At 53.8% G+C, this 26986-nt stretch carries 23 protein-coding genes and 1 pseudogene; 6 read left to right on the forward strand and 18 right to left on the reverse strand.

What is annotated here, in order from left to right:
* Positions 1 to 162 (forward strand): annotated as a pseudogene (locus tag F1379_RS30690) (IS256 family transposase); the annotation flags it as partial.
* 887 nt (positions 163 to 1049) lie between these two features.
* On the opposite strand, the gene sdhA reads toward F1379_RS30690, so the two are convergent.
* Together sdhA and F1379_RS09300 are read right to left on the reverse strand one after the other, a co-directional pair.
* A complete protein-coding gene (gene sdhA / locus F1379_RS09295) occupies positions 1050 to 2792 on the reverse strand; it encodes a succinate dehydrogenase flavoprotein subunit (protein WP_150268817.1) in 1743 nt (580 codons plus the stop codon).
* Positions 2793 to 3014: 222 nt separating this feature from the next.
* Positions 3015 to 3680, reverse strand: coding sequence for a succinate dehydrogenase cytochrome b558 subunit (locus F1379_RS09300; protein ID WP_150268819.1), 666 nt, complete (start codon positions 3678 to 3680; stop codon positions 3015 to 3017).
* 444 nt (positions 3681 to 4124) lie between these two features.
* Between F1379_RS09300 and F1379_RS09305 the strand changes: the two genes are divergently transcribed.
* A complete protein-coding gene (locus F1379_RS09305) occupies positions 4125 to 5024 on the forward strand; it encodes a LysR family transcriptional regulator (RefSeq protein ID WP_150268821.1) in 900 nt (299 codons plus the stop codon).
* An 80-nt stretch (positions 5025 to 5104) separates the two neighbouring features.
* Here F1379_RS09305 and F1379_RS09310 read toward each other — a convergent pair whose 3' ends face one another.
* The 6 genes from F1379_RS09310 to F1379_RS09335 form a co-directional block, all read right to left on the reverse strand.
* On the reverse strand, positions 5105 to 5572 hold the full coding sequence (locus F1379_RS09310) for a hypothetical protein (protein WP_150268823.1): 468 nt from the start codon (positions 5570 to 5572) through the stop codon (positions 5105 to 5107).
* 109 nt (positions 5573 to 5681) lie between these two features.
* Positions 5682 to 6908, reverse strand: a complete 1227-nt coding sequence (locus F1379_RS09315) for a radical SAM protein (RefSeq protein WP_203457073.1) — start codon at positions 6906 to 6908, stop codon at positions 5682 to 5684.
* 102 nt (positions 6909 to 7010) lie between these two features.
* On the reverse strand, positions 7011 to 7820 hold the full coding sequence (locus F1379_RS09320; RefSeq protein ID WP_150268827.1) for a carbohydrate ABC transporter permease: 810 nt from the start codon (positions 7818 to 7820) through the stop codon (positions 7011 to 7013).
* Positions 7821 to 7842: 22 nt separating this feature from the next.
* Positions 7843 to 8715, reverse strand: a complete 873-nt coding sequence (locus tag F1379_RS09325) for a carbohydrate ABC transporter permease (RefSeq protein WP_150268829.1) — start codon at positions 8713 to 8715, stop codon at positions 7843 to 7845.
* A gap of 3 nt (positions 8716 to 8718) precedes the next feature.
* Positions 8719 to 10044, reverse strand: a complete 1326-nt coding sequence (locus F1379_RS09330) for an ABC transporter substrate-binding protein (protein WP_420850488.1) — start codon at positions 10042 to 10044, stop codon at positions 8719 to 8721.
* 18 nt (positions 10045 to 10062) lie between these two features.
* Complete coding sequence (locus F1379_RS09335) at positions 10063 to 11229, reverse strand: LLM class flavin-dependent oxidoreductase (RefSeq protein WP_239004611.1); 1167 nt, start codon at positions 11227 to 11229, stop codon at positions 10063 to 10065.
* 329 nt (positions 11230 to 11558) lie between these two features.
* Here F1379_RS09335 and F1379_RS09340 point away from each other — a divergent pair, with 329 nt between their 5' ends.
* Positions 11559 to 12443 carry a helix-turn-helix transcriptional regulator gene (locus F1379_RS09340; RefSeq protein WP_150268834.1) on the forward strand — a complete coding sequence of 295 codons (885 nt, stop codon included), beginning with the start codon at positions 11559 to 11561 and terminating at the stop codon, positions 12441 to 12443.
* Positions 12440 to 13699, forward strand: a complete 1260-nt coding sequence (locus F1379_RS29995; RefSeq protein ID WP_203457074.1) for a TolB family protein — start codon at positions 12440 to 12442, stop codon at positions 13697 to 13699. Before F1379_RS09340 ends, F1379_RS29995 begins: the two co-directional genes overlap by 4 nt.
* A 4-nt stretch (positions 13700 to 13703) precedes the next feature.
* Here F1379_RS29995 and F1379_RS09350 read toward each other — a convergent pair whose 3' ends face one another.
* From F1379_RS09350 to F1379_RS09360, 3 genes are all read right to left on the reverse strand, one after another.
* Positions 13704 to 14342, reverse strand: coding sequence for a hypothetical protein (locus F1379_RS09350; RefSeq protein ID WP_150268836.1), 639 nt, complete (start codon positions 14340 to 14342; stop codon positions 13704 to 13706).
* Positions 14343 to 14468: 126 nt separating this feature from the next.
* Positions 14469 to 15221, reverse strand: coding sequence for a peptidoglycan-binding domain-containing protein (locus F1379_RS09355; RefSeq protein WP_150268837.1), 753 nt, complete (start codon positions 15219 to 15221; stop codon positions 14469 to 14471).
* A 138-nt stretch (positions 15222 to 15359) separates the two neighbouring features.
* Positions 15360 to 16019, reverse strand: a complete 660-nt coding sequence (locus F1379_RS09360) for a hypothetical protein (protein ID WP_150268839.1) — start codon at positions 16017 to 16019, stop codon at positions 15360 to 15362.
* Between the two features lie 258 nt (positions 16020 to 16277).
* On the opposite strand from F1379_RS09360, the gene F1379_RS09365 reads away from it, so the two are divergent.
* On the forward strand, positions 16278 to 16667 hold the full coding sequence (locus F1379_RS09365; protein WP_150268841.1) for a hypothetical protein: 390 nt from the start codon (positions 16278 to 16280) through the stop codon (positions 16665 to 16667).
* Complete coding sequence (locus F1379_RS09370; RefSeq protein ID WP_150268843.1) at positions 16660 to 17007, forward strand: hypothetical protein; 348 nt, start codon at positions 16660 to 16662, stop codon at positions 17005 to 17007. The genes F1379_RS09365 and F1379_RS09370 overlap by 8 nt, the downstream gene beginning before the upstream one ends.
* 299 nt (positions 17008 to 17306) lie before the next feature.
* Here F1379_RS09370 and F1379_RS09375 read toward each other — a convergent pair whose 3' ends face one another.
* From F1379_RS09375 to F1379_RS09405, 7 genes are all read right to left on the reverse strand, one after another.
* Positions 17307 to 18962: a type 2 periplasmic-binding domain-containing protein gene (locus F1379_RS09375; protein ID WP_150268845.1), complete on the reverse strand. Its 1656-nt coding sequence runs from the start codon at positions 18960 to 18962 to the stop codon at positions 17307 to 17309.
* A 60-nt stretch (positions 18963 to 19022) separates the two neighbouring features.
* Positions 19023 to 19922, reverse strand: a complete 900-nt coding sequence (locus F1379_RS09380; protein WP_150268847.1) for a carbohydrate ABC transporter permease — start codon at positions 19920 to 19922, stop codon at positions 19023 to 19025.
* 14 nt (positions 19923 to 19936) lie between these two features.
* Positions 19937 to 20893, reverse strand: coding sequence for an ABC transporter permease (locus tag F1379_RS09385; RefSeq protein ID WP_150268849.1), 957 nt, complete (start codon positions 20891 to 20893; stop codon positions 19937 to 19939).
* Positions 20894 to 21131: 238 nt separating this feature from the next.
* Entirely contained in the window at positions 21132 to 23405 is a 2274-nt protein-coding gene (locus F1379_RS09390) for an AraC family transcriptional regulator (protein WP_150268852.1), read from the reverse strand.
* 109 nt (positions 23406 to 23514) lie between these two features.
* Positions 23515 to 24618: a rhamnogalacturonan acetylesterase gene (locus F1379_RS09395; protein WP_150268854.1), complete on the reverse strand. Its 1104-nt coding sequence runs from the start codon at positions 24616 to 24618 to the stop codon at positions 23515 to 23517.
* Between the two features lie 307 nt (positions 24619 to 24925).
* Positions 24926 to 25594 carry a potassium channel family protein gene (locus F1379_RS09400; protein WP_150268856.1) on the reverse strand — a complete coding sequence of 223 codons (669 nt, stop codon included), beginning with the start codon at positions 25592 to 25594 and terminating at the stop codon, positions 24926 to 24928.
* 15 nt (positions 25595 to 25609) lie between these two features.
* Positions 25610 to 26968, reverse strand: coding sequence for a TrkH family potassium uptake protein (locus tag F1379_RS09405; protein ID WP_150268860.1), 1359 nt, complete (start codon positions 26966 to 26968; stop codon positions 25610 to 25612).
* Positions 26969 to 26986 lie beyond the last annotated feature (18 nt).

Raw genomic sequence — 26986 nt, forward strand, 5'->3', positions numbered from 1 at the left:
CTAACGAACATGGACGCAGCTGAAAAGGTCATCTACCTCGACGTCATTGACTACAACGAGCGATTTGCAGAACGCGTCATTCGCGGCTTTGGAGATAAAGATGTGAAGGTGCAGTTAAACAAGATGTTTGAAGAACGGTATCCTACACAGCCTGCTGAATAACTCTTGGTGGGGGAGGCCTCCCCCACCAAGAGAACCAACTAACCCAATGTCCCAGAAGAATACTTTTTCTCTCTTACACAAACTTCTTGACGCTACCCCTATTGGACGTTTTTCATGAAAAATAATTGCAGGAAGTGCAACTATACGCGCATATTGCAGCGCTGGGACATTTTTAGTTGTACAAAGTACAACTAAAAGCAGTGGCAGTGCAGCAGCGGCAGCGGTAAATCCAGCATCTACATCAGTACTAGCGGCAGTGGTACTAGCGGCAGTGGCACCAGCGCCTGCACCAGCGCCTGCACCTTCACTAGCATCAGGAGCACCAGCACCAAACCAGCACCAGCACCTTCACTAGTATCAGGCATTAGCATTAGCATTAGCATTAGCATTAGCATTAGCATTAGCATTAGCACTAGCAGTAGCATTAGCACTAGCACTAGCAGTAGCATCAGCACCAGCACTATCACAAACACCCAGCACCAACACCAGCGCTAAACCAATTCCAGCTCCTGCACGTCCCTCAACCGAGATACATCTGTTGTATCCTGCTACCCTCCAGCACCTAATCTTTAATGTTACTCATCCATCTACAACTGGTCCTTGGCTCTTACACCTTAAGTGTCACTCATCCGCTACAACTGGCCCCTGGCTCTCACACCTTAAATGTTACTCATCCTCTATACCTGGCCCCTGGCTCTTACAGCCACTAATGTTACTCATCCACCTGCATCTGGTCCCTAGCTCTTATTAGGTTACTTCCCGATCTGCAACAGTTCCCTGGCTCTTACTCCTTCTTATCCATCTGCACCAGGTCCTCAGCTCTTACACCATGTTACTTATCCATCTGCTCATGCTCCTAACCGGAGGCAGCTTTAGCACATTTCGCCTTAGTCCTTCGAATAGTCGCGCACCCGCGGCGGAATGAGCGAGACGTCGACGGCCTCGTAGGAGATTTCCGGACCGTCCGGGGTCCAGGTCGCTTTGGTGGTCTTCAGGAATTCCTCGTCGTTTCGCTTAGGGAATTCCGGTTTATAGTGTGCGCCCCGGCTTTCGTTGCGCAGCAGCGCGCCGAGCGTCATCGCTTCCGCCAGTTCAAGCATGTTCCACAGCTGCCGGGTAAAAGCGACGCCCTGATTGTTCCAGCGCGAAGTATCAATCATGTTGATGCTGCGGTAACGTTCCTTCAGTTCCTTGATTTTGCCGATCGTATCCTGCAGCTTGCCGTTTTCCCGGACCACCGTCATGTTTGCCGTCATCCATTCGCCGAGCTCCTTGTGGATGACGTAGGCATTTTCCGTCCCGGACATGCCAAGGAGGGCTTCATATTTCATCGTTTGCTCACCGGCATACCTGTCGAATACAGTAGACGAAATGTCCTGCGCGGATTTCTTGAGCCCTTTAATATATTCCACAGCCTTCGGTCCGGAGACCATGCCGCCATAGATGGCCGAGACCAGCGAGTTCGCACCCAGCCGGTTCGCACCGTGATATTGATATTCGCATTCGCCCGCCGCGAACAGGCCGGGGATATTGGTCATCTGGTTATAATCCACCCACATGCCGCCCATGGAATAGTGCACCGCCGGGAAGATTTTCATCGGGATCTTGCGCGGGTCATCGCCCATGAATTTCTCGTAGATTTCAATAATGCCGCCGAGCTTCACGTCCAGCTCCTTCGGATCTTTATGCGAAAGATCGAGATAGACCATATTCTCGCCATTGATCCCCAGCCCCTGATCGACGCAGACACTGAAGATTTCGCGGGTAGCGATATCGCGCGGCACCAGGTTGCCGTAAGAAGGATATTTCTCCTCAAGAAAATACCACGGCTTGCCGTCCTTGTACGTCCAGATGCGCCCGCCTTCGCCGCGCGCCGATTCCGACATCAGCCGCAGCTTGTCGTCGCCCGGAATGGCCGTCGGATGGATCTGGATAAACTCGCCGTTGGCATAATGCACGCCCTGCTGATAGACGGCGCTGGCGGCGGTGCCTGTATTGATGACCGAGTTGGTTGTTTTGCCGAAAATAATCCCCGGACCCCCGCTGGCCAGAATAACCGCATCCGCCGGAAAAGACTGAATCTCCATCGTCTTGAGATTCTGGGCGGTGATGCCGCGGCAGACGCCTTCATCGTCGAGGATGACCGAGAGGAATTCCCAGTTCTCGCTCTTGGTGACAAAGCCCTCCGACTCCCAGCGGCGTACCTGCTCATCCAGCGCATAGAGCAGTTGCTGGCCGGTCGTCGCTCCGGCAAAAGCCGTCCGGTGCCGCTTCGTCCCGCCGAACCGGCGGAAATCGAGCAGCCCCTCCGGTGTGCGGTTGAACATCACGCCCATCCGGTCCATCAGATGGATGATACCCGGCGCCGCTTCGCACATGGCCTTGACCGGCGGCTGGTTGGCGAGAAAGTCGCCGCCGTACACGGTGTCGTCAAAATGCTCCCAAGGCGAATCGCCTTCGCCCTTGGTATTGACGGCTCCGTTGATGCCGCCCTGGGCACATACGGAGTGCGAGCGTTTGACAGGAACGAGCGAGAATAGGTGCACATGTGCGCCGGATTCCGCCGCCTTGATGGTCGCCATCAGTCCGGCCAGCCCCCCGCCCACGATGATGATATCGGCTGTTGCCATGGTTGTTCCCTCCTAAAATTTTTGGTAGCCTGCACTTCACCTGAGCTACTTCGCAAAAATCGCATCGGAAGCGCTACTTCACATTGATAGCTTTTTAAGTCGGTACAGCCCAGCTCTCTTCCGGCTGCGATGTTCCCTGCAATGTCCCCTGTGACGCATTCCCTTGTGAATGAGGCATGATATGGATACGCTTCTAAAGGGAAGATCTACGGCAGGCGACGGTTAACCGAAGGTGCGCAGTGTCGTCAGTGTTGTGGATAAGGCCTGGAATTCATCGTCGCGGAAGGTGACCAGCGACAGCAGGAACATGAAGGTTACGATGACGAACAAGCCGAGACAGAGGATGGAGGAGACTCTTTGCGAGCGCGGGCCCACAGTAATCCCCCAGCTGATCAGGAACGACCAGAGGCCGTTGGCAAAGTGGAAGCAGGCTGCAACGATACCGATTACATACACCGTTAGCAGCAGCGGCTGGGACACAATATTGTGCATAACGCCTCCAAGCTCCTCGTGCTCGACATTGCCGAGCGCTACTTGGAACCGTGTTTCGAAGACATGCCAGACGACGAACACAAAGGTGATGACGCCGCTGATCCGCTGCAGCGTATACCGCCAGTTGCGTTCCAGATTGTAACGGTTCAGGTTCGGTTTCGATTGGTAGGCGATGTAGAGTCCGTAAACTCCGTGGTACAGCAGAGGAAGCCAGATGCCGAACAATTCCAGGAAGAAGACAAGCGGCAGGCTGTTCAGCCACAGCACGCTGTCAGCGAAGCCGGAAGCGCCGCCCTCCACTGCCGAGAAATTGGTCAGCATGTGCTCTAGGAAGAAGAACCCGAGCGGGATGACGCCGAGCAAGGAATGAATCTTTCTGGAATAAAATCCTCTCATGCAAAGTGTCCCCTTTCCGATTAAAACAGCGTTTTCATTAATGAGCATACACTGCCGGGATGACAGTTGAAACAGGGGGGCGCGGCGTATAGAAATGCGGCGATTCTCCGTTTACGTTGACATTCATCGATTTCCCGGACTTTGCTCCAATATTCACAAATTGTGAATATCTTGTGTCACTTTGTATGTTACTCTTTTTTCGCTTATAAGGGAATTGCAATATAATTATTAAACGTTATACAATTATTGCATAAGAATATTTATAATATGAGAATGATTCTCAATAACTTGAGAAATCCGCTAATTCTATCCTGACAAATCCAGTTTCGACAGGAAGCCGGACGAACATCGCAGTGCGATTCCTCACTATGAACGGTAATACTCAGGACAGTCGAAGCAGTATCCGGGTAATTTAAAATATTCCAAACCAAGGAGAAACGCACTATGTTTGACGATTTGGAAATCTTCGCCGCGGTAGTGGAGCATTCCAGCCTGAACCGGGCTTCGCGGCTTCTGAACCTGTCGCAGCCCGCCCTCTCCCGCAAAATATCCAAGCTGGAGGAGCGGCTGGGCGTGCCGCTGTTCACACGGTTCGGCAAGCGGCTGGAGCTGACCGAGGTCGGACGGCTGACCTATACTTATGCGCTGGAGCAGCGGCAGCAAAGAGCCAAGTTCCTGGAGGCGCTGTCCAAATTCAAGGAGGGCGAGCCGCAGCTGGTAACACTGGGCGCCAGCCTGACCACCCTGCAGACCACGCTGCCGCCGCTGGTCAACGCCTACATGGAGAAATACCCTGCGGCCGAGCTCAAGCTGATTACCGGCAAAACCCATGAAATCGTCTCCTCGGTCAGCGAAGGCAAATCGGATGTCGGCATCATCGCTTCCGCGGTCCAGGAGCCGGGACTGCGCTGTCTGCCGCTCTTCGAGGATCAGCTGCGCCTGGTCGTCGCCGAGCAGCATCCGCTCACGCTGGCGCCGAAGCTGACAATGTCCCAGCTCTCCCATCAGCCGATGATTCTCTTCTCCAAGGGCACCTGGTACCGCCGCATGACCGACGAGCTGTTCCAGCGCAGCGGCATTGATCCCGACGTGCGGATGGAAATCGACTCCTTCGAGGCTATCGTCCGGCTGCTGCCGACGATCAAGGCGGCTGCGCTGCTGCCGAAATCCTATCTGCGGCCGGAGCTGCTGAGCGCCAGCGGTCTGGTCTCACTGCATATCAAGGAGCTGGATCAGACCCAGCGCACCACCTGCCTGATCTACCCGGTCAGCGGGGGATTAAGCACGGCCGCCCGCAGCCTGGTCCAGGTGACGGAGGAGGTATTCCTGCACGGGCACGAATGAACGGCACAAGGCCCGGCAGGCCGCCCAGCATTGCTGACAGGCGGCCCGCCGGGCCTTATGTTGTATAGCGGGCACATCACTTACGTTGCGCCGAGCGCCAGCCGGTCCAGATGCATTACGAGCGGATGCTCCGCTTGCTCCTTGCTTTTGCGGTGGGCATAGGTATCGGCGTTGATCTCCTCCGGCTCGATCAGCCAGACCGTCGATAAATCGTAATCGGGGTTCCGCTCCAGCGCCAGCCTGTAGTAATGCTCGAAGACCGGCCCGCAAATGATGGAATATGCCGGAACCCCTTTGATTTGATAGGTTTCTTCCGGGGTGTGCAGCGTGATGGCCACCTTTCGCTTGAACCAGATGCTGTTGACGAGATTGACATTGGTCTGCGAGGTTTCGATCAATTCCAGGTAGACGAGCTGTCCTTGATCGTTAATCGTGATCGTCTGGTCCAGAATGATATGGGGCACGCCGTGCATATCGGTTGTCGCCAGCGCTTTGCCGGTCTGCGGATCGCGCAGCAATGCGGCAATGTGCTCATTGATTGTCGTCATGAAATTGTCCACCTTCCGTACTTGGCCCTTGGATTACTTACAGGTAATCTCTTTCTCCTTTGCTTGACCTCTCCTCCGTACAGCTTCCGTATGCGGCTCCGTCTCCGGCTCAGCCTGCAACCGGATGTCCGCGGTCCAGGTCCGTATCCGGATGGTTGCCGCATTTGCGGTAATTGTCCATATCAGCGTTCAAACTGTATTTGAGCCGTAAATCGCTCAGCCCCTTAGCCAGCTGCACGTAATATTCCAGCGAAGGCGTCTGCTGATTATGGAACGCGGAGCCTTGAATCGGCACCCATACGCAGTGCACCATGCTCACCCCCTGCCGGGCGAAATCCTCGGCCTCCTCCAGCACGACCTTCAGCGCTTCGGCCTCGTCCTGGATGCCGTGCGGATGGGCTGTCTCACAGCCGCCGACGATGCCGCTAGTGACATTGCCCCGCCCAAAAATATCGACGGCGGCAATGATCCGTCTTTTCCACTCCCGGTACCCCACTTCCTGATGCTTGCCCTTGCAGATCCAGGCAAACAGCTCTTCATTCGGAATTTCAATATCGGAGGTATAGGTCATCAGCCCGGTATTCTCATACAATCTGGCCAGCTGGCGTTCATTGAAGGCGGAGGCGACCAGGGTACTGGGAAATTTACGCTGCTTGAAGTTGGCTCCTGCCGCCTGAAGCATCTCGATATACATCTCGACCTCATCATCGAAGATTTCCGCACCGCTGAGAATGGAGCCCGAGCTCATTTTTAGATTGGTAAAAGCACCCGGCTGCTTCAGCGCCTCCCGCACTGTCTCATAGACATCCTGTGCCTGGAGCTGCTTCTGGATGTTCTGCTCCTTGTGGCTGCGCGTGGAATTGGCGTTAATATTACAGAACTTGCAGGCGCCCCCCTTATGCCAGAAATGGCAGTGGCTGTTCGGATCAATGTCCAGCCGCTGCGGACGTGCAGAGGCGACCTGCCACATCGGCGTCCCGTTGCTGGTGATTTTGTCGTAATAATCAGGCTTGTACCAGTATTCCACTTCCTCAACAACTTCCCCGTGGTCTGTGATATACAGCTTGCCGTCGATTTGGTCGATGACGTACGGATTCCTGGCATGGGGCGAAGGCATAGCGATTATGGAGGTTCCGTCCCGCAGCAGAAGAGACACAGGCACAGCCTGCTGCCCGTCGCCGTTTGAGCCGATCAGCACCCGCTGCTGGTATTGGTGCTTCGTCTTATCGAGCGCGGCCAGCGCCTGTTCCGTGTAGACGAATGAACGGCGTGTGATATCGCTTTTGATAATGATAAAGGGCGATACTCCGCTGTATTTGGCGATGACCTCCTTCAATGTCAATTCACCTGTGTTACTGGCAGATTGCACGGTTACGGCACACATCTGTCCCACCTCGGCTTTCTAAGTTTGTAGGTTGATAACTCTATTTGACTTGCATTAGCCCTTCAGCGCCCCTTCCGACAGCCCGGCGATAAAATAACGCTGCAGAAACAGGAACATCACCACCAGCGGCAACGAGGTGACAACCACCCCGGTCAGCAGCATCGGATAATCGGTAACGTATTCGCCCCTGAACTGCAGAATCGCCAAAGGCAGCGTCAGCCTGGACTTGCTGCCCAGCAGCAGCATCGGAAGCAGGAGATCGTTCCAGACGACCACCAGCAGGAACGCTGCAGTCGAAGCCAGGGAAGGCGCTACCAGCGGCACGGCGATCCGCCAGTACAGACTCCATTCGCCGCAGCCGTCCAAGCTGCCCGCCTCCAGCAGCTCCCGGCTGATCAGCTTCATAAATCCGCTCAGCATGAAGACGGCGAGCGGCAGCAGCAGCGCAGAAGAGAAGAGGATCAGCCCCAGCGGCCGGTCCGACAGGTTCAGCTTGCGGGCCAGATCATAAAGGGTCAGCATATTCACCTGCGAGGGAACCATCAGACCCGCCGCAAAGATCATGAACAGGAGGCCCGCTGTCCGGCCCCGGAAGCGGACTATCGCATAAGCGATCATGCTGCCCAGCAGCAGCACCAGCAGCACTGTGCCGGCCGTCACCTGCACACTGTTGCGGAAATATTGCCACAGCGGCTGCTCCCTGAACAGCCGGAGCAGATTGGTCCATGTCGGCGGAAGCGGCCAGCCCAGCGGATGGGCGTAGAAGTCCGGCGACGACTTGAACACTGTAACGACTACGAAATACAGCGGCGCCACAATGAGCGCCGAATACAGCAGCAGCACCGACCTTCGCAAGAACGTCATCTCGCAGGCGCCTCCCTTCACGTCAATAGGATATGCGGTCCGCACGCAGCGCCTTGAACTGCAGCCAGGTCAGCGCCGCCAGCAGAACGAGGAACAGGGCGGACCCGGCTGAGGCTTCACCGAAGGAATAGCTGGAGAAGGCCAGATGATAAATATAGGTCGTAATGATCTCCGTCGCATTGTTGGGACCGCCGTCCGTCATCGTAAAGATGAGGTCGAACGCCTTGAAGGACTGGATCGTCGTATAAGCAATTACGATGGTCGCCGAAGGGGCGAGCAGCGGCCAGGTGACACTGCGGAAGATCCGCCAGCGCCCGCCGCCGTCGATGGCGGCGGCATCCTTCAGCTCCGCCGGAATCCCCTGCAGCCCGGCGATGAACACAATCATCATCTGTCCCGTATGGGCCCATACCTGCACTGCGGCTATCGAATAGATCGCAATCCTCCGGTCGCCAACCCAGCTCGGCGCCAGCCCCTCTGCCCCCAGCAGATTGAAGAGTCCCTGCAGCAGCCCGATTCCCGGATCATAGACAAAGGACCAGATCAGTCCCACCGATACGGTAGACAGAATCGCCGGAAAGAAGAACAGCGCCCGCAGCGGTACATATATCCGCCTGTTCCCGGAGAGCAGCAGAGCAAGGACCAGAGAGAGCAGCGTCTGACCGAATACAACGGCCGCCATGAACTTCAGGTTGTTCCAGAGCGCCTTCTGGAAGACGAGGCTGTGCAGAACCGTATCGTAATTCTTCCAGCCCGTGATCTGAAAGGACGGGGACAAACCATCCCAGTCGGTGAAGGAGTAGAACAAACCGGCCAGTGCAGGGTAGACAAAGAGCACGGCGTACAGCAAGAGGCCCGGCAGGACGAAGACCCATAATGTAAGGCGTTTGCGCATGGCTTACTTCGCGATCTGCTGGTCGACGACAGCCTGTGCCTCCTTGGCGGCCTCCTCCGGCGAAGCTCCGCCCAGTACGGCCTGGATGGAATTCGTCACCGCCTTCTGGTTCTCTCCGTTCGTAATCGTGAAGCGGGGCTGGAACAGCGTCTTTTTGCCGGCCCATTCCGTGGCTGTCTGCAGTTCGGGCGTGGTATACTCCACACCCTTGACAGTGACGTTCTGACCGGTTGCATTGGCGTATTGTCCGGCGATCTCCGGACGGCTCAGGAACTCCAGGAAGGTCTTCGCCTCCTCCGGATGCTTGGATTTCGTACTGATTCCCAGCAGGAAGGTACTGGTATGGATGCCCTCGTATTTCGCCTGTCCCGCTTCCACGGTAATGGGGGCGAGCAGCTTCTGCTCCAGCTCCGGATTCTGCGCCTTGTTCTGGGCCAGCTGGTAGGAGCCGCTGGCCAGAATCGCCGCCTTCTCCTGGATGAACAGCGCTCCTGCGGCCGCATCCTTCGTGCCCAGCGCATTCGGCTGGAAGTAGCCCTTATCGTTCAGCTCCTTGATCTGGCTGAGCGTCTTGACCCACCATTCATCGGTCAGCTTCGCCTCACCGGATTCCACCTTGGTGAACGCATCGTCGCTCGGCAGATTGTTCATGACCATGGTATTCATGAACTGGCCGGGGCCGATATCCGCCCCCGCGAAGGCAATGGGAATGAGCCCGTTCTCCTTCAGCTTGGCGCACAGCGCCAGGAAGCCTTCCCAATCATCCGGCGGCGTCAGGCCCAGCTTGTCGAACAGCTTCACATTGTAGATGGGGTCGTTATAGACCAGCTGGTAAGGGATAGCAAGCCGCTTCCCCTCCTTGACTCCGGCTTCGATCAGGGCCTCGTTAAAGTTCGCGGCATACGGCTCTGCAGACAGGTCCGTATATAATCCGGCTTTGGCTACCGCCTCAAACTGCGCGCCCGGAAAGGAGGCGAATACATCGCCGGCATCGCCCCCGGCGATCTTGGCCAAGGCTGCGGTCTGGTATTGATCGGAAGGAAGCGTCTGCATCTCTACCTTGATATGCGGATATTCGGTCTGGAACTTTCCGATGATGTCCGTGAAGGCCGGCACATCCTCGCCGCGCCAGTGCAGGAAGCTGAGAGTGACCTCCTCGGGCTTCACATTTTCGGTACTCTGGGTACTCTCCGCAGCAACCGGAGCAGAAGGAGCAGCACTCTCTTTGTTCTGCGCCGAAGAAGCGGCATTGTTGCTGCAGGCCGCCGTCAGCAGCAGCACAGCCAATGCAGCGGCCCGTAGGGCAGGGCGGTAACTATATGTTCTCAAATCATGATTCCTCCTTGGTTATGAATGAGTCGCCTTCCAGCGCTCCCGGAACAGCGGCAGCACCTGCCGCCCGAAATTCTCTGCCTCCTCCAGGTGGGGATACCCGGAGAGAATGAAAGTCCGCACGCCAAGCTCCGCGTAGCGGATCAGCACGCCGGCCACCTGCTCCGCCGTGCCGAAGATGAGCAGCGCGCCTCCCGAGCGGACCTGCGACAGCCCGCTCCACAGATGGGGCCCGGCGATGAAATCCGCCGCAGCCGATTGCTCGCGGAGCCGGTTCTGCCGGCTCTGGCCGGCGGCATCGGTGCCCGCGAACGATTGCTGCGCCCGGCGGATCGCATCCTCCGGAGCCCGGCTGATCAGGCCGCGGGCATCCGCCCACGCTGCCTCCTCGCTGTCCCGGACGAGCACCTGCACCCGCAGCCCATACCTTGGCCTGCGGGCGACGCCCGTCGCGGCCGTATACGCCCGGAGGGCCTGCTCCAGCTCGGCGATCTGGGCGGAGATCCATTCATACGGCTCCCCCCACATCAGGTAAGTGTCCGCATATTGTGCCGCCGCCTGCTTCGCCGGCGGCGAGCTTCCGCCCAGATACAGCGGCAGCGGCCGGGGCTGCACAAGCGCAGGAATATTCACCGGCCCTTGAAAGCTGTAATACTTGCCTATAAAGCCCTGCGCCTGCTCCGCTTCTCCCTGCTTCCCGCCGCCCCTGTCGCCGAACTCCGACAGGGCGGTCCCAGCTGAGCCTTCCCAGGCCAGTGTCAGCACGCGCATATACTCCCCTGCCCGTTCATACCGCTCGTCATGGGCATAGGCCAGCGGATCGCCCAGCTGCTCCAGATCCGCTGCGGAGCTTCCGGTGACAATATTCAGCAGTACGCGCCCGCCGGATAGCTGATCCAGCGATGCGGCCATACGCGCCGCCAATACGGGCGCGATCAGCCCCGGCCGGACGGCAACCAGCGCCTGCAGGCTGACCGTATGGCTCAGCACGGCAGAGCCGACGACCCAGGAATCCAGACAGGCGCCGCCGGTCGGGATCAGCACAAATTCAAAGCCTGAACGTTCGGCCGCCCGGGCAACCTCAATCAAATAATTCAGTGTCGGTTCTCTTTCCGGGGTTACGCCAACATAATGGCCATCGCCTGCCGTCGGCAGGAACCAGCCGAACGATACCTCTTCCACCTTTCCCCCTCCTTTGCATAAATGAAGAAATTGATCTATATCTCCGGTGAACCGGTTGATTATTTCCCAGCAAACTTATAGGATAAGTTATTATTGAGATTGTAACAAGCCTCCGCGTAATCGTGAATGTCAATTCGCGGCATTTTTGATTGGTAAATTTGTGGGTATTGCTCTGGTTCCTGAAATAACGCTGTGACAAAAGACGTTTGCCGCTTGGCTGAAACTCCTCTATAATATGGAAATATTTACTTCCGGTTTATATACCGAACATGTTGATTTCAGGTTCAAACGGTGAATCCATTCTTTGCTTTGGCAAAAAGAGGTGTGCTATGACCAACCGGATGCGGGAGGACAGTCATGAGTTTCTCGAAATCAACCTGTTTACACCTTCCCCCTATGAGAAGAGCGGCGCCGCCTGGCCGATCCGCCTGGGCCACAACAGCGCCAAGCCGAATTACCATATCGGACCGCGGACCTCGCCCTATTATTACCTGATCTTTGTACTTGATGGCGAAGGCGTATTCCATCAGAACCAGCAGACCTACAGACTCAGCCGGAACGATATGTTCTGCCTCTTCCCGCAGGTCATTCATGAATATTACACCGACCCGCGGTTGCCGCTGCGCAAAATCTTCCTCGCCTTCGACGGCAAAGGCGCTTCGCGCCTGCTGGAGAGAATCGGGCTCAGTCAGCGTCAGCCGCATGCGGCCGGCGCTTTGACGCCGGAAGTCATCCGGCTGATGTGGGATTTCGTGGACTCGGTGCGCGGCGGCGCAGATACGGACCTGGGGAGGCTGATCTTTTTTCATCAAATCTTTGACCAGCTGTCTTCTGCCGCTGCCGGCTCTGCCGTCCGCAATAAGGGGAATATCTCCTGGCTCCAGCAAGGATATGAGTATATGGAAATCCATTATGCAGAGGGCATTACCGTAGAGAAGGTATCGGCCCATGTCGGGGTGGACCGCACCCATTTCACGAAGCAGTTCCGCAGAGCCTATGGAATGACGCCCATCGAATTCCTGCAGGAGCTGAAGATGAGGGAAGCTCAGACGCTGCTCACACAGACTGCCTGCACCTTGTCGGAGATCGCCCAATCGGTGGGGTATCCCGACCTGTTCGCCTTCTCCAAAGCATTCAAGAAACGGCTGGGCACGGCTCCAACCCAATACCGACTGCAGGCAAAACACCAAATGGCCAGGGAGGCTGAAGGATGAAACGCAAGCTGAATTTGTTGATGTTGATGATCGTGGTTATTCTGACCGGGGGCTGTACCTTTTCGGTAGACGCAGATGATCGGGTGGACACCCCTTTATATGACGGGCCTGCTTTGAAATTGGGAGTAGTCGGGGAACCGCCTGTGGTGAGAGAATCTAATGTGAGCTTTATCCCGCTGACGCTGGAGGAGATGGAGAAACAGGGGTTATTGCTGGGAGAGCGCTTTGACGCGGTGGTGATTATGAAGGAGCACTTGTCCGAAGCGGCGGAGAACCGGTATGCCGGAGTTTATCAGAACGCGGATATTCCATTCTTTTTCATAGAGTCCAGAAAGTCCTATATGCCGTTCACCCTTAAGGATTTGTCTTACGAAGAAGCACCTGATGCCAATGATGGCATGTATGCGACAGGGTATTACCACAATTTCGGCGGGGGCCGGGTTTGGGGATACGGGCTTTATAACGATAAGGTGAATACCACCAATATTAAAGACGTTTATTCTCGAATGTTTACCACTATACGCCAGTTGGAAATTGAAATAGGTCATGTGCCGGGCCAAGTCCTGAATCCAGAAATGTATTCCACCAAATATTATCCCCCTCGAATGAATACCCTGGATGAGCATGTGCTCTGGATCGAAGGGGACGTAGTACTAACCGCTCAAATTGCCAAAGCAACGGGGGAACAGGTCCACGAGGCCAATACCGTCATTAGCTCAATGCGAGTAGACAGCGGTATGGGAAGCAAGGAGCTTGCCCTCGATCCACTACCTTTGGGCCTCCATTCCTTCGCCCAGTCTGCGAACGACCAGTTGGCGGTTCATGTGCGGGATCATGAAGGGTCACGGCTATTCATTCTGGACCTCCTCAGCGGAGAACAGGTTCTGCTCAATCAATTGAATGTAGCAGAGGGTGCTCCGTCCCATGAGAAGATCGACAGTTATAACTGGTCCCCCGATGGAACCAAACTGGCCGTTGCATACGGTGAGATCGGCTCAAGCCATATCGCTGTATACGATACGGAGAGCAAAGTTCTGTCCGGGATTTCCGATCAGGATTTCACATGGATTCCGTATGTGGTCTGGCATAAGGACGGTCAGGGGCTTGACTTTGTCAGTAAGCCCGATGACATGGCGAACTCAACAGTGCTGTACCGGTATAGAGAGATGAATCAGGCCCCCGAGAAGCTTACAGAGCAATTGTCTGACGGAGATCAAAAGCTATTTGCAGAATTCACACCGTACAGGCTGGAATAAGGCTCTAAGGTGCTATATATCTCATATGTCTCGCCACCTCCAGAAACGCCGGAAGAACCTCATCACGGTCTTTATCGAAATAGTTGAACTCGATCAAGGTTTCCGGAAGCCCCTCTCTCTTTAGCAAAAACCGGTCGAACCGGGGGCCCTCCGCAGCTTTGGCGCTGCCGATGTACTCTTCATACTGTGCCAGCTCCTCGTCCTTAAAGCGGGTGTAGCCTCCGGGGACATCGTATGTCTGCGGCTCTGCTGCACCCGGCATCCGGTCCGCTTCCAGCAGCGAGATAAACTGCGTATTGCTGAAGCCCACCTCGGAGCCATCCTCAAACACGAATTCCTGCATGGTCTCCGGGATATAAAAGCCATAGGGGTGCAGGTCGATTTCGACGAAGGTTGCCGGCCATTCCTTGCCTTGAATCGTCAGTGACGTTAATTCTTCCTTGCTGTCCAGATCATCAATAAGTCTAAGCTGCGGAGCTGCCGTTTTGGTCGGTTGCGCAGCCGGGCTTGCCGTTATTTCAGCGGTGGGGACTGGAGCAGACGGGGAGCCGGAAGCGCTGAATTCGTCAGACTGCGAACCCGAGCAGCCGGCCAGTACGGTTAGCAAGAGTATACTTAATCTCTTTATAAGGTTGTTCTCCATAACAACACCTTCTTTTTTTATGTAAATAATACCATAAAATTCCGCCTGGCTACTAACCCGCCTCTTCAACTTTTCAAAATGCTATAAATACCCAAAAAAGCCCGGCACCAGTGCCGGGCTTACCGTTTAACTAAATGTATCTACATGAAAATGATCGCCGTGGTCGGATTGCACCAGTATTTTGTTGGAGGTCAGTCCGTGAGTGGTGTAGTAAATAACTCTTTTGACATTGGCATTGGCGATACAGATTTCCAGGAACTTGGTAGCTTGGGCAGTGGTTAATCCCGCGTTTCGGATATCCACTTCTGTCCCCGTCTGGTGGGTACTGTGTTCCGGAGTATCGGCACCATCCAGCAGGCAAGCATCATTCACCTGAATCAGTTTGTTGTAGTAGCTGTAAAAAGAGTATCCCAGTGAGTATAACGTATCCCGGCAGGCGCTTGTGCACCAGGAATGATCCAGCTTATACGTGGCATCGGCGCTGAGGCCCTCTGCCGTGTCGTTATAATTCACATAACCCGGAGTAGACTTAAAGATCCGGACCCAGCCTTTTGGCGAAACCCCGATAGATGCATGCATTGCGTTGCGGGAACCAGCCCCGTATATTCCGTCAGCGGTAAGACCTGTATTGTTCTGAAACACGATAAGATTGGCCTTTGTGGCGGCATCGAAGGAATTGCTTGTATTGCCTTCCAGCGATGTCGTACTTGTCCATAAATAAGACGGCGTAATGCTGCGGTATTGTCTCAGATTTGCTTTTAAAACAGCAACCTGGGCGTGGGAAGTTCCCTGACTGTAGGAAGCCAGATAACTGGTCCCGTATTTGGCGTTTGAAGCCGACGTGCCTACTGCTGCAACATTGTTATGTCCTGCTGCCATACCTTATCATTCCTTCCGTGATGTTAACGTTCGGGCTTAAAGCACAGGCTCCCGAAGACCTATACCTTAATTCTCGTTACATCTTTAAGTAACTAAAAGGGAAGGAATAACAACCGGCAGCAGAAATAACCTTGAAATTTAAGGTTCAATATATTTAATATTTTTGGTTACCTCAAGAAAGATCGGCAGAACGCTCTCTTTATTCTTGTTAAAATAACGAAAGTAGATGAGCATATCCGGTGTGCCTCCGTGCTTCAGCAGAAATCCGTCCACTCTTGGCCCTTCATCGCCGTCTTTGGAGCTCCCGATATATTCCTCAAATTGCTGCAATTCCTCATCATAAAAAAGCGTATCTCCGCCGAACCGGAGTGATTCATGCAAATTATCCGGATTGACCAGACGCTCTACCTCCGATAATCCAATAAACTCAGCACGGTTGAGCCCCACCTCCGAGCCATCCTCAAACACGAATTCCTGCATGTTCTCCGGAATATAGAATCCATAAGGGTGCAGGTTGATTTCGACGAAGGTTGCCGGAACCTGCCGGCCTCCAAGGTTAAGACTAATCTCTTTCCCAGTATAGTTGAGATCGTTAATAAGTTTTACTTTAGATACACCAGTTATAGCAGGTCCCGGGGTTTCCAGCTGTGTAGTGAAATGGGGGGATGGAACTGTGGGTGCAGCCGTTTCCCCGGTTGTTGCCGGAGGAGATGGTTTCGCAAGGTTTGGCGCTTCTGAATTCGCACAGCCAATCAACACAGTTAAGGCAACAATGCCGCATATTTTCAGTATTCTCATAGGAATCCCCCTTCCCATTCCACTAAATAATACCATGCATTCATGTTTTAGGTAAACAGTTGAGTGCTATGCAAAGTCCCCGAAGCGATTGCAACCATAGTCCGTTTGTTGAGCGTCTACCAATGAATACGGTGTAATATGATAACACAAAAAGATATGCATTTGGGCCAACGATGCTCCTGGATTCATGATAGGCGTGTATTCTCTCCCATGATATAATGAGAATAATCTATTCCTTGTAACAGGATGATGCTTGTTATGAAATTGATTGCTAAGAGGAAGAAGGCCGCTGAGCTTGTAGCCTACATGAAGCAGAATGATCCCATATGGAAGCCGGGTTCCGATCAGCATCATATGAAGCGGCGCAAGCGTAAGGGCCATCTTCCGGATGACTTTACGTTAGACAACTATAACAGCTTGATTCGAAAGCTGTGTACTTCCGATGAGCATGAAGCCTATGTGTATCACATGCAGGGCTTTGAGCAGGACTACTATGTGTTCGGTGACGGGGTTTACTGGATCGCCATCATTGGAGAGAATGGAGTAATGGAGACAGCGTTTCCGCCGGACTCTTATTCCGACTATCTGGCATTGGAGGACGGTTATCAATTATTAGGAACCATTAAGGAGGTGCTCCGATATGTCTAGGCAACATGATATTGATCATTATGGGATGGATGTGAAAGACTTGGAATCCAGCCCCTTTGAAATGGTTGAAACGCTCCGGCTGCGGAGCAAGATTCATTCGTACTTTCGAGAATTGACAAATGAAGAGAAGTTGGAAGTCAACCGGTACGATTTGATCCTTCTATCCAATGCCCAGGGGTTCTATGACAAATTGAAGTTCATTCATGACTTCCAGAACGCCAACAAACCTGAGGACGAATGGTGGTGGCACTTACACCACGTGGTAAAGGCCTTCTACAAAAGGAGCTTTTCCATCAGCTTTGCAGATCCCCATGGTGACTTGATCGTTAATATGGTCTAAATATAATTGAAGCCAACTTCCACTACCATGTGGAGTTGGCTTCCTTGCTAGACCAGGAAATCGTATCGGCAATAACCTAGGTACAATCGAAATTATATGATCGGTCGGTCTCCATTACAGGAAGAACTGCCGATCATTTTTCGTTTAGATATTTGGTGTTATCATATAAGGGCTGTTGAGCTAACGATAATCCCCGCCAAAAAACGGGACTGCCCCACTCATCCATTTCCTGGATTATAGGACAGTCCCGTTCTATGTTCTCTTATCTTCGGTACACTTGCTCAGCCAACCGGCAAAGCTTAGCGGAAATTGCCCGCGTCGATCTGTTTCTGCTTCTCATCAAGGATTTCCTGGAAGCCTGCTTCCAGATAATCCTTCTTGGCGGCTTCATAAGTAGCGTCGAATTCAGCTTCAGGAGCCAGCACGATCTTCACGTACAGATCCTGGAACAGCGAGTTCAGATCCGCTTTATACTCATTCACGGTTTCCAGGACGGTAGTGAACAGGGCATCCGGAGTGCGGAATTCAGCCGTTTCGTTGTAGTACTTCACCAGATCTTCGGCAAGATGCTCGTAACCGGCCGGCGACCAGTTGCGGAGGTTGGCCTTGAGTGTCTTTTCGGCGTCAGGATACTGCGCGATTTCGGTTACAAGGCCCCAGTAGTCTTTGTTGTTGTTCTGGGCCAGAACGGATTCACCTTTGTAATCCGGGTTCTTCACAGCGATACCTTCGGCGTCAAGCGTGTAGTTCTCTCCTTCGATCCCGTTCTGGAATTTGAACAGATTCTCCGGCTGGCTCAGCCATTCCAGATACATCCAGACAGCAGCGCGTTCTTCAGCAGAGGATTCATAGTTGATGCCCATGATGAAACCAAATGGCCAGTAAGCGCGGCCCTGCGGCTTGCGGCCTTCCGGAACGCCGGCGTAAGGAGGCATTACGGCGAATTCGGCATCCGGATTGTTCGCCAGAGTAGCAGCGAATACATCGGTATTGTTGGTCAGATAGAAGCCGTAGTTGCCGGTTTTGCCTGCAACGAATTCGGCCTTGACCTTGTTATCATCATTACGCAGATAGAATTCCTTGTCGACCAGACCGTTGTTGTACTGGTAGTTCAGGTTCCGCAGGTAACGCTCAGTGTCGGCGGAGGGCAGATCGGCAACGCTAAGATCGGAGTAGAGCGCGCGATACTTCTGGTCAACCGGCCAATCGCGGAAAGCGTAGCTGTAGTTATAGTTATTCTGCAGCAGGCTGCCGCCGGCTACACCGAGACCGGCTTCTTTCCATTTTGCCAGCATTTCATTGTACTTCTCCAGGGAGGTCAGGTCTTCGAGCTTCATGCCGACCTTCTCCACCCAGTCTTTACGGATGATGTTGACGAAGTTGTCGGCTTCCGGACGTGCCGCGAAGAAGAAGATGTTCTGATCGTCGACAATGCCGTATTGCTTGATCGTCTCGTTCATATTGCCCCAATAGGTCGGAGCATAATTGGCAATTTCATCCCAATCCAGCGGCTGCATAACGTCCTCGCCATAGTAGGTAAGCGCTTGCGGCATATCGTAGTGGAAAATAATATCCGGAGCCTTGTGTGAAGCCAGCAATTGCTCGTAATCCTGCACTTCGCTGGAACGGGTAATCGGGATATAGTTGACTTCAATATTGTATTTATCGCCGAATTCCTTCTGCACCCAGCGGGTGTAATAGTTATCCGTTACGTTCCAGCCCTCGAACGCCCGCTCATAGACCGGAATGTCGAGAGACACCTTCTCCTTGAAGCCCTGGGAATAATCCGGATACTTGCCTTCATCAGCCTGGTTGTTAGCCGCTGTTTCTGCCGGTGCATTGGTTGGATCGGCGCTGGAGCCCGCGTTATTATTGTTGTTACCGGAGCATCCGGCCAGCATGCCGGCCGTCATAACGGATGCCATCATTAACCCGTACCATCTTTTTTTATTCATCGCAATTCCCCCACTTTTCATTTTCGATTTCATTAAGAATGACCAGCCTGAAGTGGCGCACTACTCTTTGACCGCTCCAAGCAAAGTGCCTTGAACAAAATACTTCTGCACAAACGGATAGACGCACAGAATCGGAAGGGTTGCAAATACAACAACGGATGCCTTTAACACCTCGGGATTGCTTAACTGTACTGTAGTTGCTTCGAGTTGGAAGCTCTCGGTCGCCTGGATGACCAGGTAATAAAGCTTCAGCTGCAGCGGCCGCAGTTCAATGGCATGCTTGATATAGAACAAGGAATCCTGATACGTATTCCAGCGTCCGACTGCGAAGAAGAGTGCCAGCGTCGCCATAACCGGTTTGGACAGCGGCAGGACGATGCTCGTCAGAATCCGGAAATGTCCGGCGCCGTCGATGCGGGCCGACTCTTCCAGACTGATCGGAATACTGCTTGTCAGCGCCGTCTTCATGATCAGGAAATTAAAGACGCTGAAGGACAAGGGCAGAATGAGTGACCATAGCGTATCCAGCAGACCCAGATTGTTCATATTCATGTAATCGGGAATAATCCCGCCGCTGAAATACATCGTGAACAGAAAGATGAATGTAATCGTCTTCCGGCCCTTTAGCTGCGGCCTGGACAGAGGATATGCGGCGCAAATCGTCAGAATCATGCCCAGAATGGTAAAGAGAACGGTTACCAGTATCGTGATGTACAGTGACCGGAGAATGCTGTCATCCGCGAATATTTTCTTGTACGCTTCAATGGTGAAGCCTTGCGGCCACAGAAATACCTTATTGGCGATGACAAAAGAATCCGCGCTGAAGGATTTGGCCACGACATGAACAAACGGCAACAGACACACCAGCGAAGCAATGATCAGAACGAAGCGGATCAGCAGTTCCCAGAGGTCCACACGCCTTTTGCGTGGTACGGCAGGATTGCCGTCTAATGCTTTCATGGTTCTTCTCCTTTCTACAATAATCCGTCCTCGCCGAGCTTCTTGGCTATGCGGTCAGCCGCTATAACAAGAATGATACCGATGACAGACTGGAATAATCCGATCGCTGTCGCCCGGCTGAAATTGCCGCTCTCGATCCCCCAGCGGTATACCAGGACCGGTATCGTAGTGGTAAACTCTGTCGTCGCCTTGTTCTGCAGCACGTAAATCCGTTCGAACGAACCATCCATCACTTTGCCCAGGTTCATAATGAGCAGGGTCACAATGGTCGGACGGATGGAGGTCAGGGTAATATTCCATACTTTTCTCCAGCGTCCTGCGCCATCTACGGTTGCCGCTTCATAGAGCTCCGGGTTGATACCGCTCATGGCTGCCAGATAAATAATCGTTCCCCAGCCCATACTCGCCCACACACCGATAGCGAGATAGCTGATCAGCCAGTTGGTATCCTCCTGCAGGAACGGAATGCGTTCACCGCCCATCAATACGATTAAATTATTGATGACGCCGTTACCTTCGCTCAGGAGCTGATAGGCAATCGCCCCGATAATGACCCAGGAGAGAAAGTGCGGCAAGTAGAGGAGCGTCTGGTTGATCCTTTTGAAGATTACGTTCTTGACTTCATTCAGCAGGAGCGCCAGTACAATCGGCATCGTAAAGCTGAAGAGCAGATCCAGGATATTGAGCAGCAGCGTGTTGCGGACGGCACGGGCAAAGTCAGGCTTGGCAAATATCTCCCGGAACACTTCAAATCCAACCCAGTCACTGCCCCAGATGCCCCTGGCGATCTTGTAATCCTTAAAAGCGAGCACAAGGCCTGTCATCGGCAAGTATTTGAATACGATTACAAAAGATAACGGCAGCAGGATCAACAAGTAAAGCTGCCAGTCACGCCGGAGATAATAGAGGAATCCGTGCCTGTCTTGCAATAAAGCGGTTTCATTTGTTTTTGAAGCGCTTGCAAGTTTCACATATTCACCTCCCTGCCTGTGTTCTAGCCCGCTCCCTTTTCTGTCGGCGGGTTCGATTTCAATGCTATCCGCTTTGCCTGCTCTTGGAAATCATGAGTATTGATGACACCCATCAATTTTGATTAAAACCCGGCCGTTCCGGCCTTTTCAGCCGCTGCATAATCAAAACTGATAGGCATTCCCAAAAATAAACCGCTTTCATTTATGGAATGAAAGCGGCACTAAGCTTGCTTTTTAATTAGGAGGTCCTGTTCTTCACCGATTTATAGCTGCTTGGCGGCATGCCTTCATACTTGCGGAAGAACCGGTTGAAGCTTTGGACATTGTAGTAGCCCACTTCCGCTGCAATCTGCTTGATCGTAAGGTCGCTATCCACCAGCAGCTGCTTCGCTTTCTCGATCCGCACCTGATTCAAATAATCGATCATGCTCTTACCCGTCATCTCGTATACAATTTTGCGCATATAGGAGTAGCTGATGCCAATCTCCTTGGCCATATCCTCGAAGACAATTTCTTCACGGTAATGCTCCTTCAGATAATGAATGATCCGTTCCCCGTAGTTGGTCTCGCCAGGAGTATTGCCGCTGTCCAGGCTCTGCACAATTTCACCGAAGAATTCCAGCAGGTATTCTTCCAGCTCGTCAAGCGTATCCATTCCTGCCATGATCGTATAGACATTGCCTCTGCCCATAATCATCCGTCCGGTTCCGATATGGTTCTCGCGGAGGTGCTTGATCGTCACACCCATCAATTGATTGTAAATGAACATGATATTATCGTAGGAGATGTTCTCCTCCATGCGGATCTGGCTGCGGATGACCTCCAGCTCTTTATAAATGCCGTCCAGGTTGCCGGTGTCCAGGAAATTCAGAATCCGCCGCTCGCTGCATTCGAAATCAATGTATTTGCGGCTGTTCTCCGCTTCATCCTTCCAGTACATAATGCTTCCGCCGCCCTCGATCATCCGCCGCTTGATGACCTCCATCGCTTCGAACAGGCGCTGTGAGACCATTTCGGGCGCCTCTGTGCTGTCACTGACGCCAATGGTTACCGAATGTCCAAGCAATTCCGCGGTTTGTTCCCGGATCTCTTCCAGCGCCCCATGGATCAAGCCGCCCGGCTGCCCCTGCTTATCCGGCTTATAATTCAGCACAATAGCGAAACATCCCTCATAATGATAAACGCTCCGCGCTGTTATGCCCTCCGGGAATTGGCTTTCGTACTTCGTCACGAGCAAATAGCGGTGATAGGTACGCGTCTCAAGGTTGGTCTTGCCTACATAGTTTCTATACTGGTCGATGGAAACCACCGCCACCCGGTAACAGGTCTCCGTAAAAATCTCGCCAATCCGCGCCGGTACCTCTCCGCGCAGCAGATGGTGGACGGCCAGACTGCGGGTATCCTGCTCGCTTTCCTTGAGCAGCTGCGACAGACTCTCTTCCTCTTCCTGCAGGCGCTTGAATGCCATATCCAGGAAGGCCAGCTCATTCTTGTTCATCACGCCCAAATCGCTCTTCATACGTATCGTGCGGACCAATTGCCGCACCGGCCTGGACAGCCATGTCGCCAGAAAGACGGCAATCACCATTCCCAGCAGGATAATCGCGCCGGTCAGCAGCACGATATTCCGCTGCATATCGCGGGAGGTGATCATCAGCTCATCCATGGAGCTCTGCGTTACATACCACCATCCGGACAATGCGGAGCGGCTCCACGCATAAATCGTCCGCTTCCCCTCCAGCTCCCGGAACATATAGCCCTCATTCGCACCTTGGGCCTGCACCTCGCGCAGATAAGGCAGCTTGAGGCCGTCGGTGAGCAGCCGCGACTTGTCTTTATAGGAAATAATATTGCCATCCGCCTCCAGCAGCAGATAGTTGCTGTCCCCGATCTCTGTGGCATGCAGATATTTGCCGATCTGGCTCTCTTTCACATTGACGACAATTAATCCGTTCGTAGTCGAGGACAGCCGGTTCAACGGATACACATAGGAAACCACACTGACGCCCGACTCCAGCTTGCGGGGCACCCACACGCCGCTGATTCCTTTCTGCTGCTTAAGCGCTTCTGCGGTCCAGTCGATTGGCTCGTACCGCTGCAGAGTGGTAATTCCTTCGTCTGTGGAAATTACATAATCCGAATCCTCCTGATGGAAATAGAAGGATTCTACGCCGTCCACCTGCCGGATCAGATTACGCATTTCATTCAACACCGCCAGTGCGCGGCTCACATTGGTGTAATTGGAGTTCAGCTCGTCGTAGGTCTTGAAGCTGCGGATACGGTCAAAGATCTTCGTCGCCGCCAGCCGGGACGTATCCTGTGCCAGATTGGCCATGGCATTCTCGTTCAGCTTGCGGTTGGCGTTCAGTCCGGCCAGGGTCGTCTCTCCGATAGCCGCCTCTGAGTTCTGCACAATCTGTTCCCCGCTGTACCACGTCAGAAAGGCTGCCGGAACAGCCATGATCATGAACAGAAACAGTGCCAGCTGCAGCATCAACGGTATTTTCTTCATATTTGCCCCCTTTTTTATCTGTAAGTAGGTGCATATAGGCGGGAGTTTCCCGCAGCTACATACGGCGGCATTTAATTGTTAACGTTTACATTAATGAAGGCGGAAGACGTTACCGGAGAAACATGATCAGCTTTTGCAGACCCAGCTCCCGGATCCCCTGAACCACCAGTTCAGCGATGCGCAGGCTGCCACGCTCCTGAAAATGGGTGTTGTCGGCACAGCCTCCCGGTTGATTCAGCCATTCCCCAGGCGCCCCCCAGAGAAAGAGCGATTTGGTGCCTTCCGGACCCAGCTCTTCAAACAATGCTTTACTCTTCGCGGCCAGGTCAATGAGCGGAACCCCTTCTTCCTCCGCCAGCTGTCTTACCGCCTCCAGATAGGCGCCATGCGTATCCTTCAGCTTCCCCGCCTCATCGAAGTACCGCCGGTGCATGGAGGTAACCAGTACGGGCGTGGCTTTCTTCGAGCGCGCCACGGCAATGTACTGGCGCAAATACTCCGGATAAGTCGTGGACGGATCGGTGTAGCGCGCTTCATCCCATTTCTGATCGTTGTGACCGAATTGGATAAACAGATAATCGCCTTCCGCAATCTCCTCCATAATGGCATCGAGACGCCCTTCCTGGATGAAGCTCTTCGAGCTGCGCCCTCCCACTGCATGATTGGCAACTGCCACATCATGTTTGAAATAATACTGCAGCATCTGGCCCCAGCCCGAGAACGGGAAGCCTTTCTCATCCCCCACATCCGTTACTGTAGAATCTCCGGCCAGAAAAAGTGTAATCTGTTCGTTCGACGGTATAACCTCCAGCGCGTTGATCCGCGGAGCGACTCCCCCGAACCGGAGCTTCAGCTGTCCCCCGCGCACATTGACACCGAACAGCTCGCGGGCATACTGTCCGGCTACTGTACGGAAATTGTGCAGGACCAGCCGCTCGCCGTTGGTCTTCAGTGTCGTGCAGGCAGGAGCGGCTTCATCTCCAATGGTAACCGATACAATATAATTGCCGTCCTCCACATCGATCAGGAAAGCTGAATCGAACGGGATGACGAAATCGCCGGTGAGCGGCTCCGCAGACCGGACATGTCCGGTTACACGCGAAGGGTCGGTAAATCCGTAGCCTTTGCCCGAAGGATAGGTGTCCGCAGCGGAGACCTTGGTATATCCGGCCGCAGCAGCCCCCTCAGGTCCAAAATCAAAACGCAATGCCATGCTGAAATCCCCCTTTTGTCTGTGCAATGATAATTTTCTAAGTATAAGCTTCTTCTGCTGTACAAACGCTTACATAAATCATAATGCGCTCTGTCTTTATCGCATCCCGTCTACCGGGTCACTTGATTACTGTCATTTTAACATTGCTAGAATCATTTCATAAATAGTTTTAGGGAAAATATTCAACCAAATCACAAAAAAATTGAAGCCCCGAGAGCCTCAAGTCGCACCTGCTGCGCCCCAACAGCAAAAACCCGGATCCTAATCCGGGCTGTTCGCGATAACCGTCCTATTGCCGGAGGGCTGCCTACTCCACGTTCAGCGCCTCTTCTTCAAAATCATCGATGCTTTCATTGGAGCCGATGACGACCATAATATCCCCCTGGTTCACATGGTCATGCGCTGTTGGCGCCACAATGATGCCGTCCCCGCGGTTCAGTGCGATGATGCTGCAGCCGTACTTGGCCCGTGTATTCAGCTCGGACAGGCTTTTGCCGTTCATGCAGGAGGGAACCGTCAACTCAACAATCTTGTAATCCTTGGAAATCTCGATATAATCGAGCAGATTGGGCGTTACCAGCTGATGCGCTACACGGATGCCCATATCCCGTTCGGGAAAAATAACCCGGTCCACGCCGAGCTTGGCGAGTGCCCGCCCGTGCAGTACAGATATTGCCTTGCCCACCACCTGCTTCACGCCGAGCTCCTTCAGCAGAATCGCCGCCAGGATGCTGCGCTCCATATTGTCGCCGATGGCGACGATGCCGCAGTCGAAATTGCGCACACCGAGCGAGCGCATAATCTCTTCGTCTGTCGCATCAGCCATTACGGCGTGCGTCAGCTGCCCGGTCATCTCCTCCACCCGTTCCTCCTGATGGTCAATGCCGAGCACCTCATAGCCCATAGCCATCAGCTCCAGCGCCAGGCTGGACCCGAACCGGCCGAGACCGATGACGACAAACTGCTGTGGTTTCATATCTCCTCTAACCCCTTATCCTATGATGATTTTGCCTTCCGGATACTTATACAATGGTTTACCCTGTTTCGGTCCAAGCGCATAGGCCAGAGTCAGGAGACCCAGCCGCCCGGCGAACATGGTCAGGCTGATGACGATTTTGCCGGCATCGGTAAGCTCCGGCGTCAGCCCCATACTGAGGCCTACGGTGGCGAACGCCGAAGTGGCCTCGAACAGAATCATCAGATACGGCCGGTTCTCCGTGGTGGACAGCACCATTGACACCGAGACGATCAGCAGTACGGCGAGCAGTGTCACCGTCAGCGCCTTGAAGACGCGCTCCTGGGCCAGCCGGTAACGGAAGAGGACGATATCCTCCCGGCCGCGCAGCATGGCAATGACCGCACCGATCATCAGCGTGAAAGTTGTCGTCTTGATCCCTCCTCCGGTTGAACCGGGCGAAGCGCCGACGAACATCAGGAACACGATGAAGAACTGGGTCGCCTGACGCATTCCGGCGATATCCAGCGTATTGGGCCCGGCGGTACGCGGCGCCACCGACTGGAAGAACGAAGCCCAGAGCTTGCCGCCGAGCTGCAGCGGCCCAAGCGTGCGGGAATTGGTGAATTCAAATAAGAAGATCACCAATGCTCCGGTCAAAATGAGCGCACCGGTCATAGACAGGACGACCTTGCTATGGAGCGACAATCTGCGCTTCCGGCGGAATTCCGCCAGATCAGACAGCACAACAAATCCGATGCCGCCGAAGACAATCAGCAGCATTACCACCAGATTAATCACCGGATCGGCCACGTAACCGGTCAGACTGCGGTAATCACCAAAAATATCAAAGCCGGCATTGTTGAACATCGACACGGCATGGAATATTCCGAAATACAGCGCCCGCCCAAAAGGCATGTCCATAGACCAGCGCAGCGTTAACAGCGCCGCCCCGGCGGCCTCAATAGCGAGCGAATAGAAGATCACCCGGCGGATCAGCCGCACGATGCCTTCCATGGAGCTTTGATTCATGGCCTCCTGCAGAATCAGCCGGTCCCGCAGCGATATCCGGCGTTTAAACATCAGGGCGAACATCGTGGCCATGGTCATGAATCCCAGACCGCCTACCTGAATCAGAAGCAGGATGATTGTCTGCCCCAGGGTGGTGAAATGGGTGCCGGTATCCACAACAACCAGCCCGGTTACACAAGTCGCCGAGGTGGCTGTGAACAATGCGTCAATGAACCCGAGCGGTTCCCCCGAGCTGCTGGCGGCGGGAAGCATGAGCAGCAGGGTGCCCAGCAGAATGACGGCAGCGAAGCCCAGCACAAGAATCCGCGGGGGGGACAGCTTCAGAAGCCGGAACTCCCCGGGCTTGTTCATTCTTGAAGCCATGTAATCTCATCTCCCAGA

This window comes from Paenibacillus tepidiphilus, from assembly GCF_008635795.1.
Taxonomy (GTDB): Bacteria; Bacillota; Bacilli; order Paenibacillales; family Paenibacillaceae; genus Paenibacillus_AQ; species Paenibacillus_AQ tepidiphilus.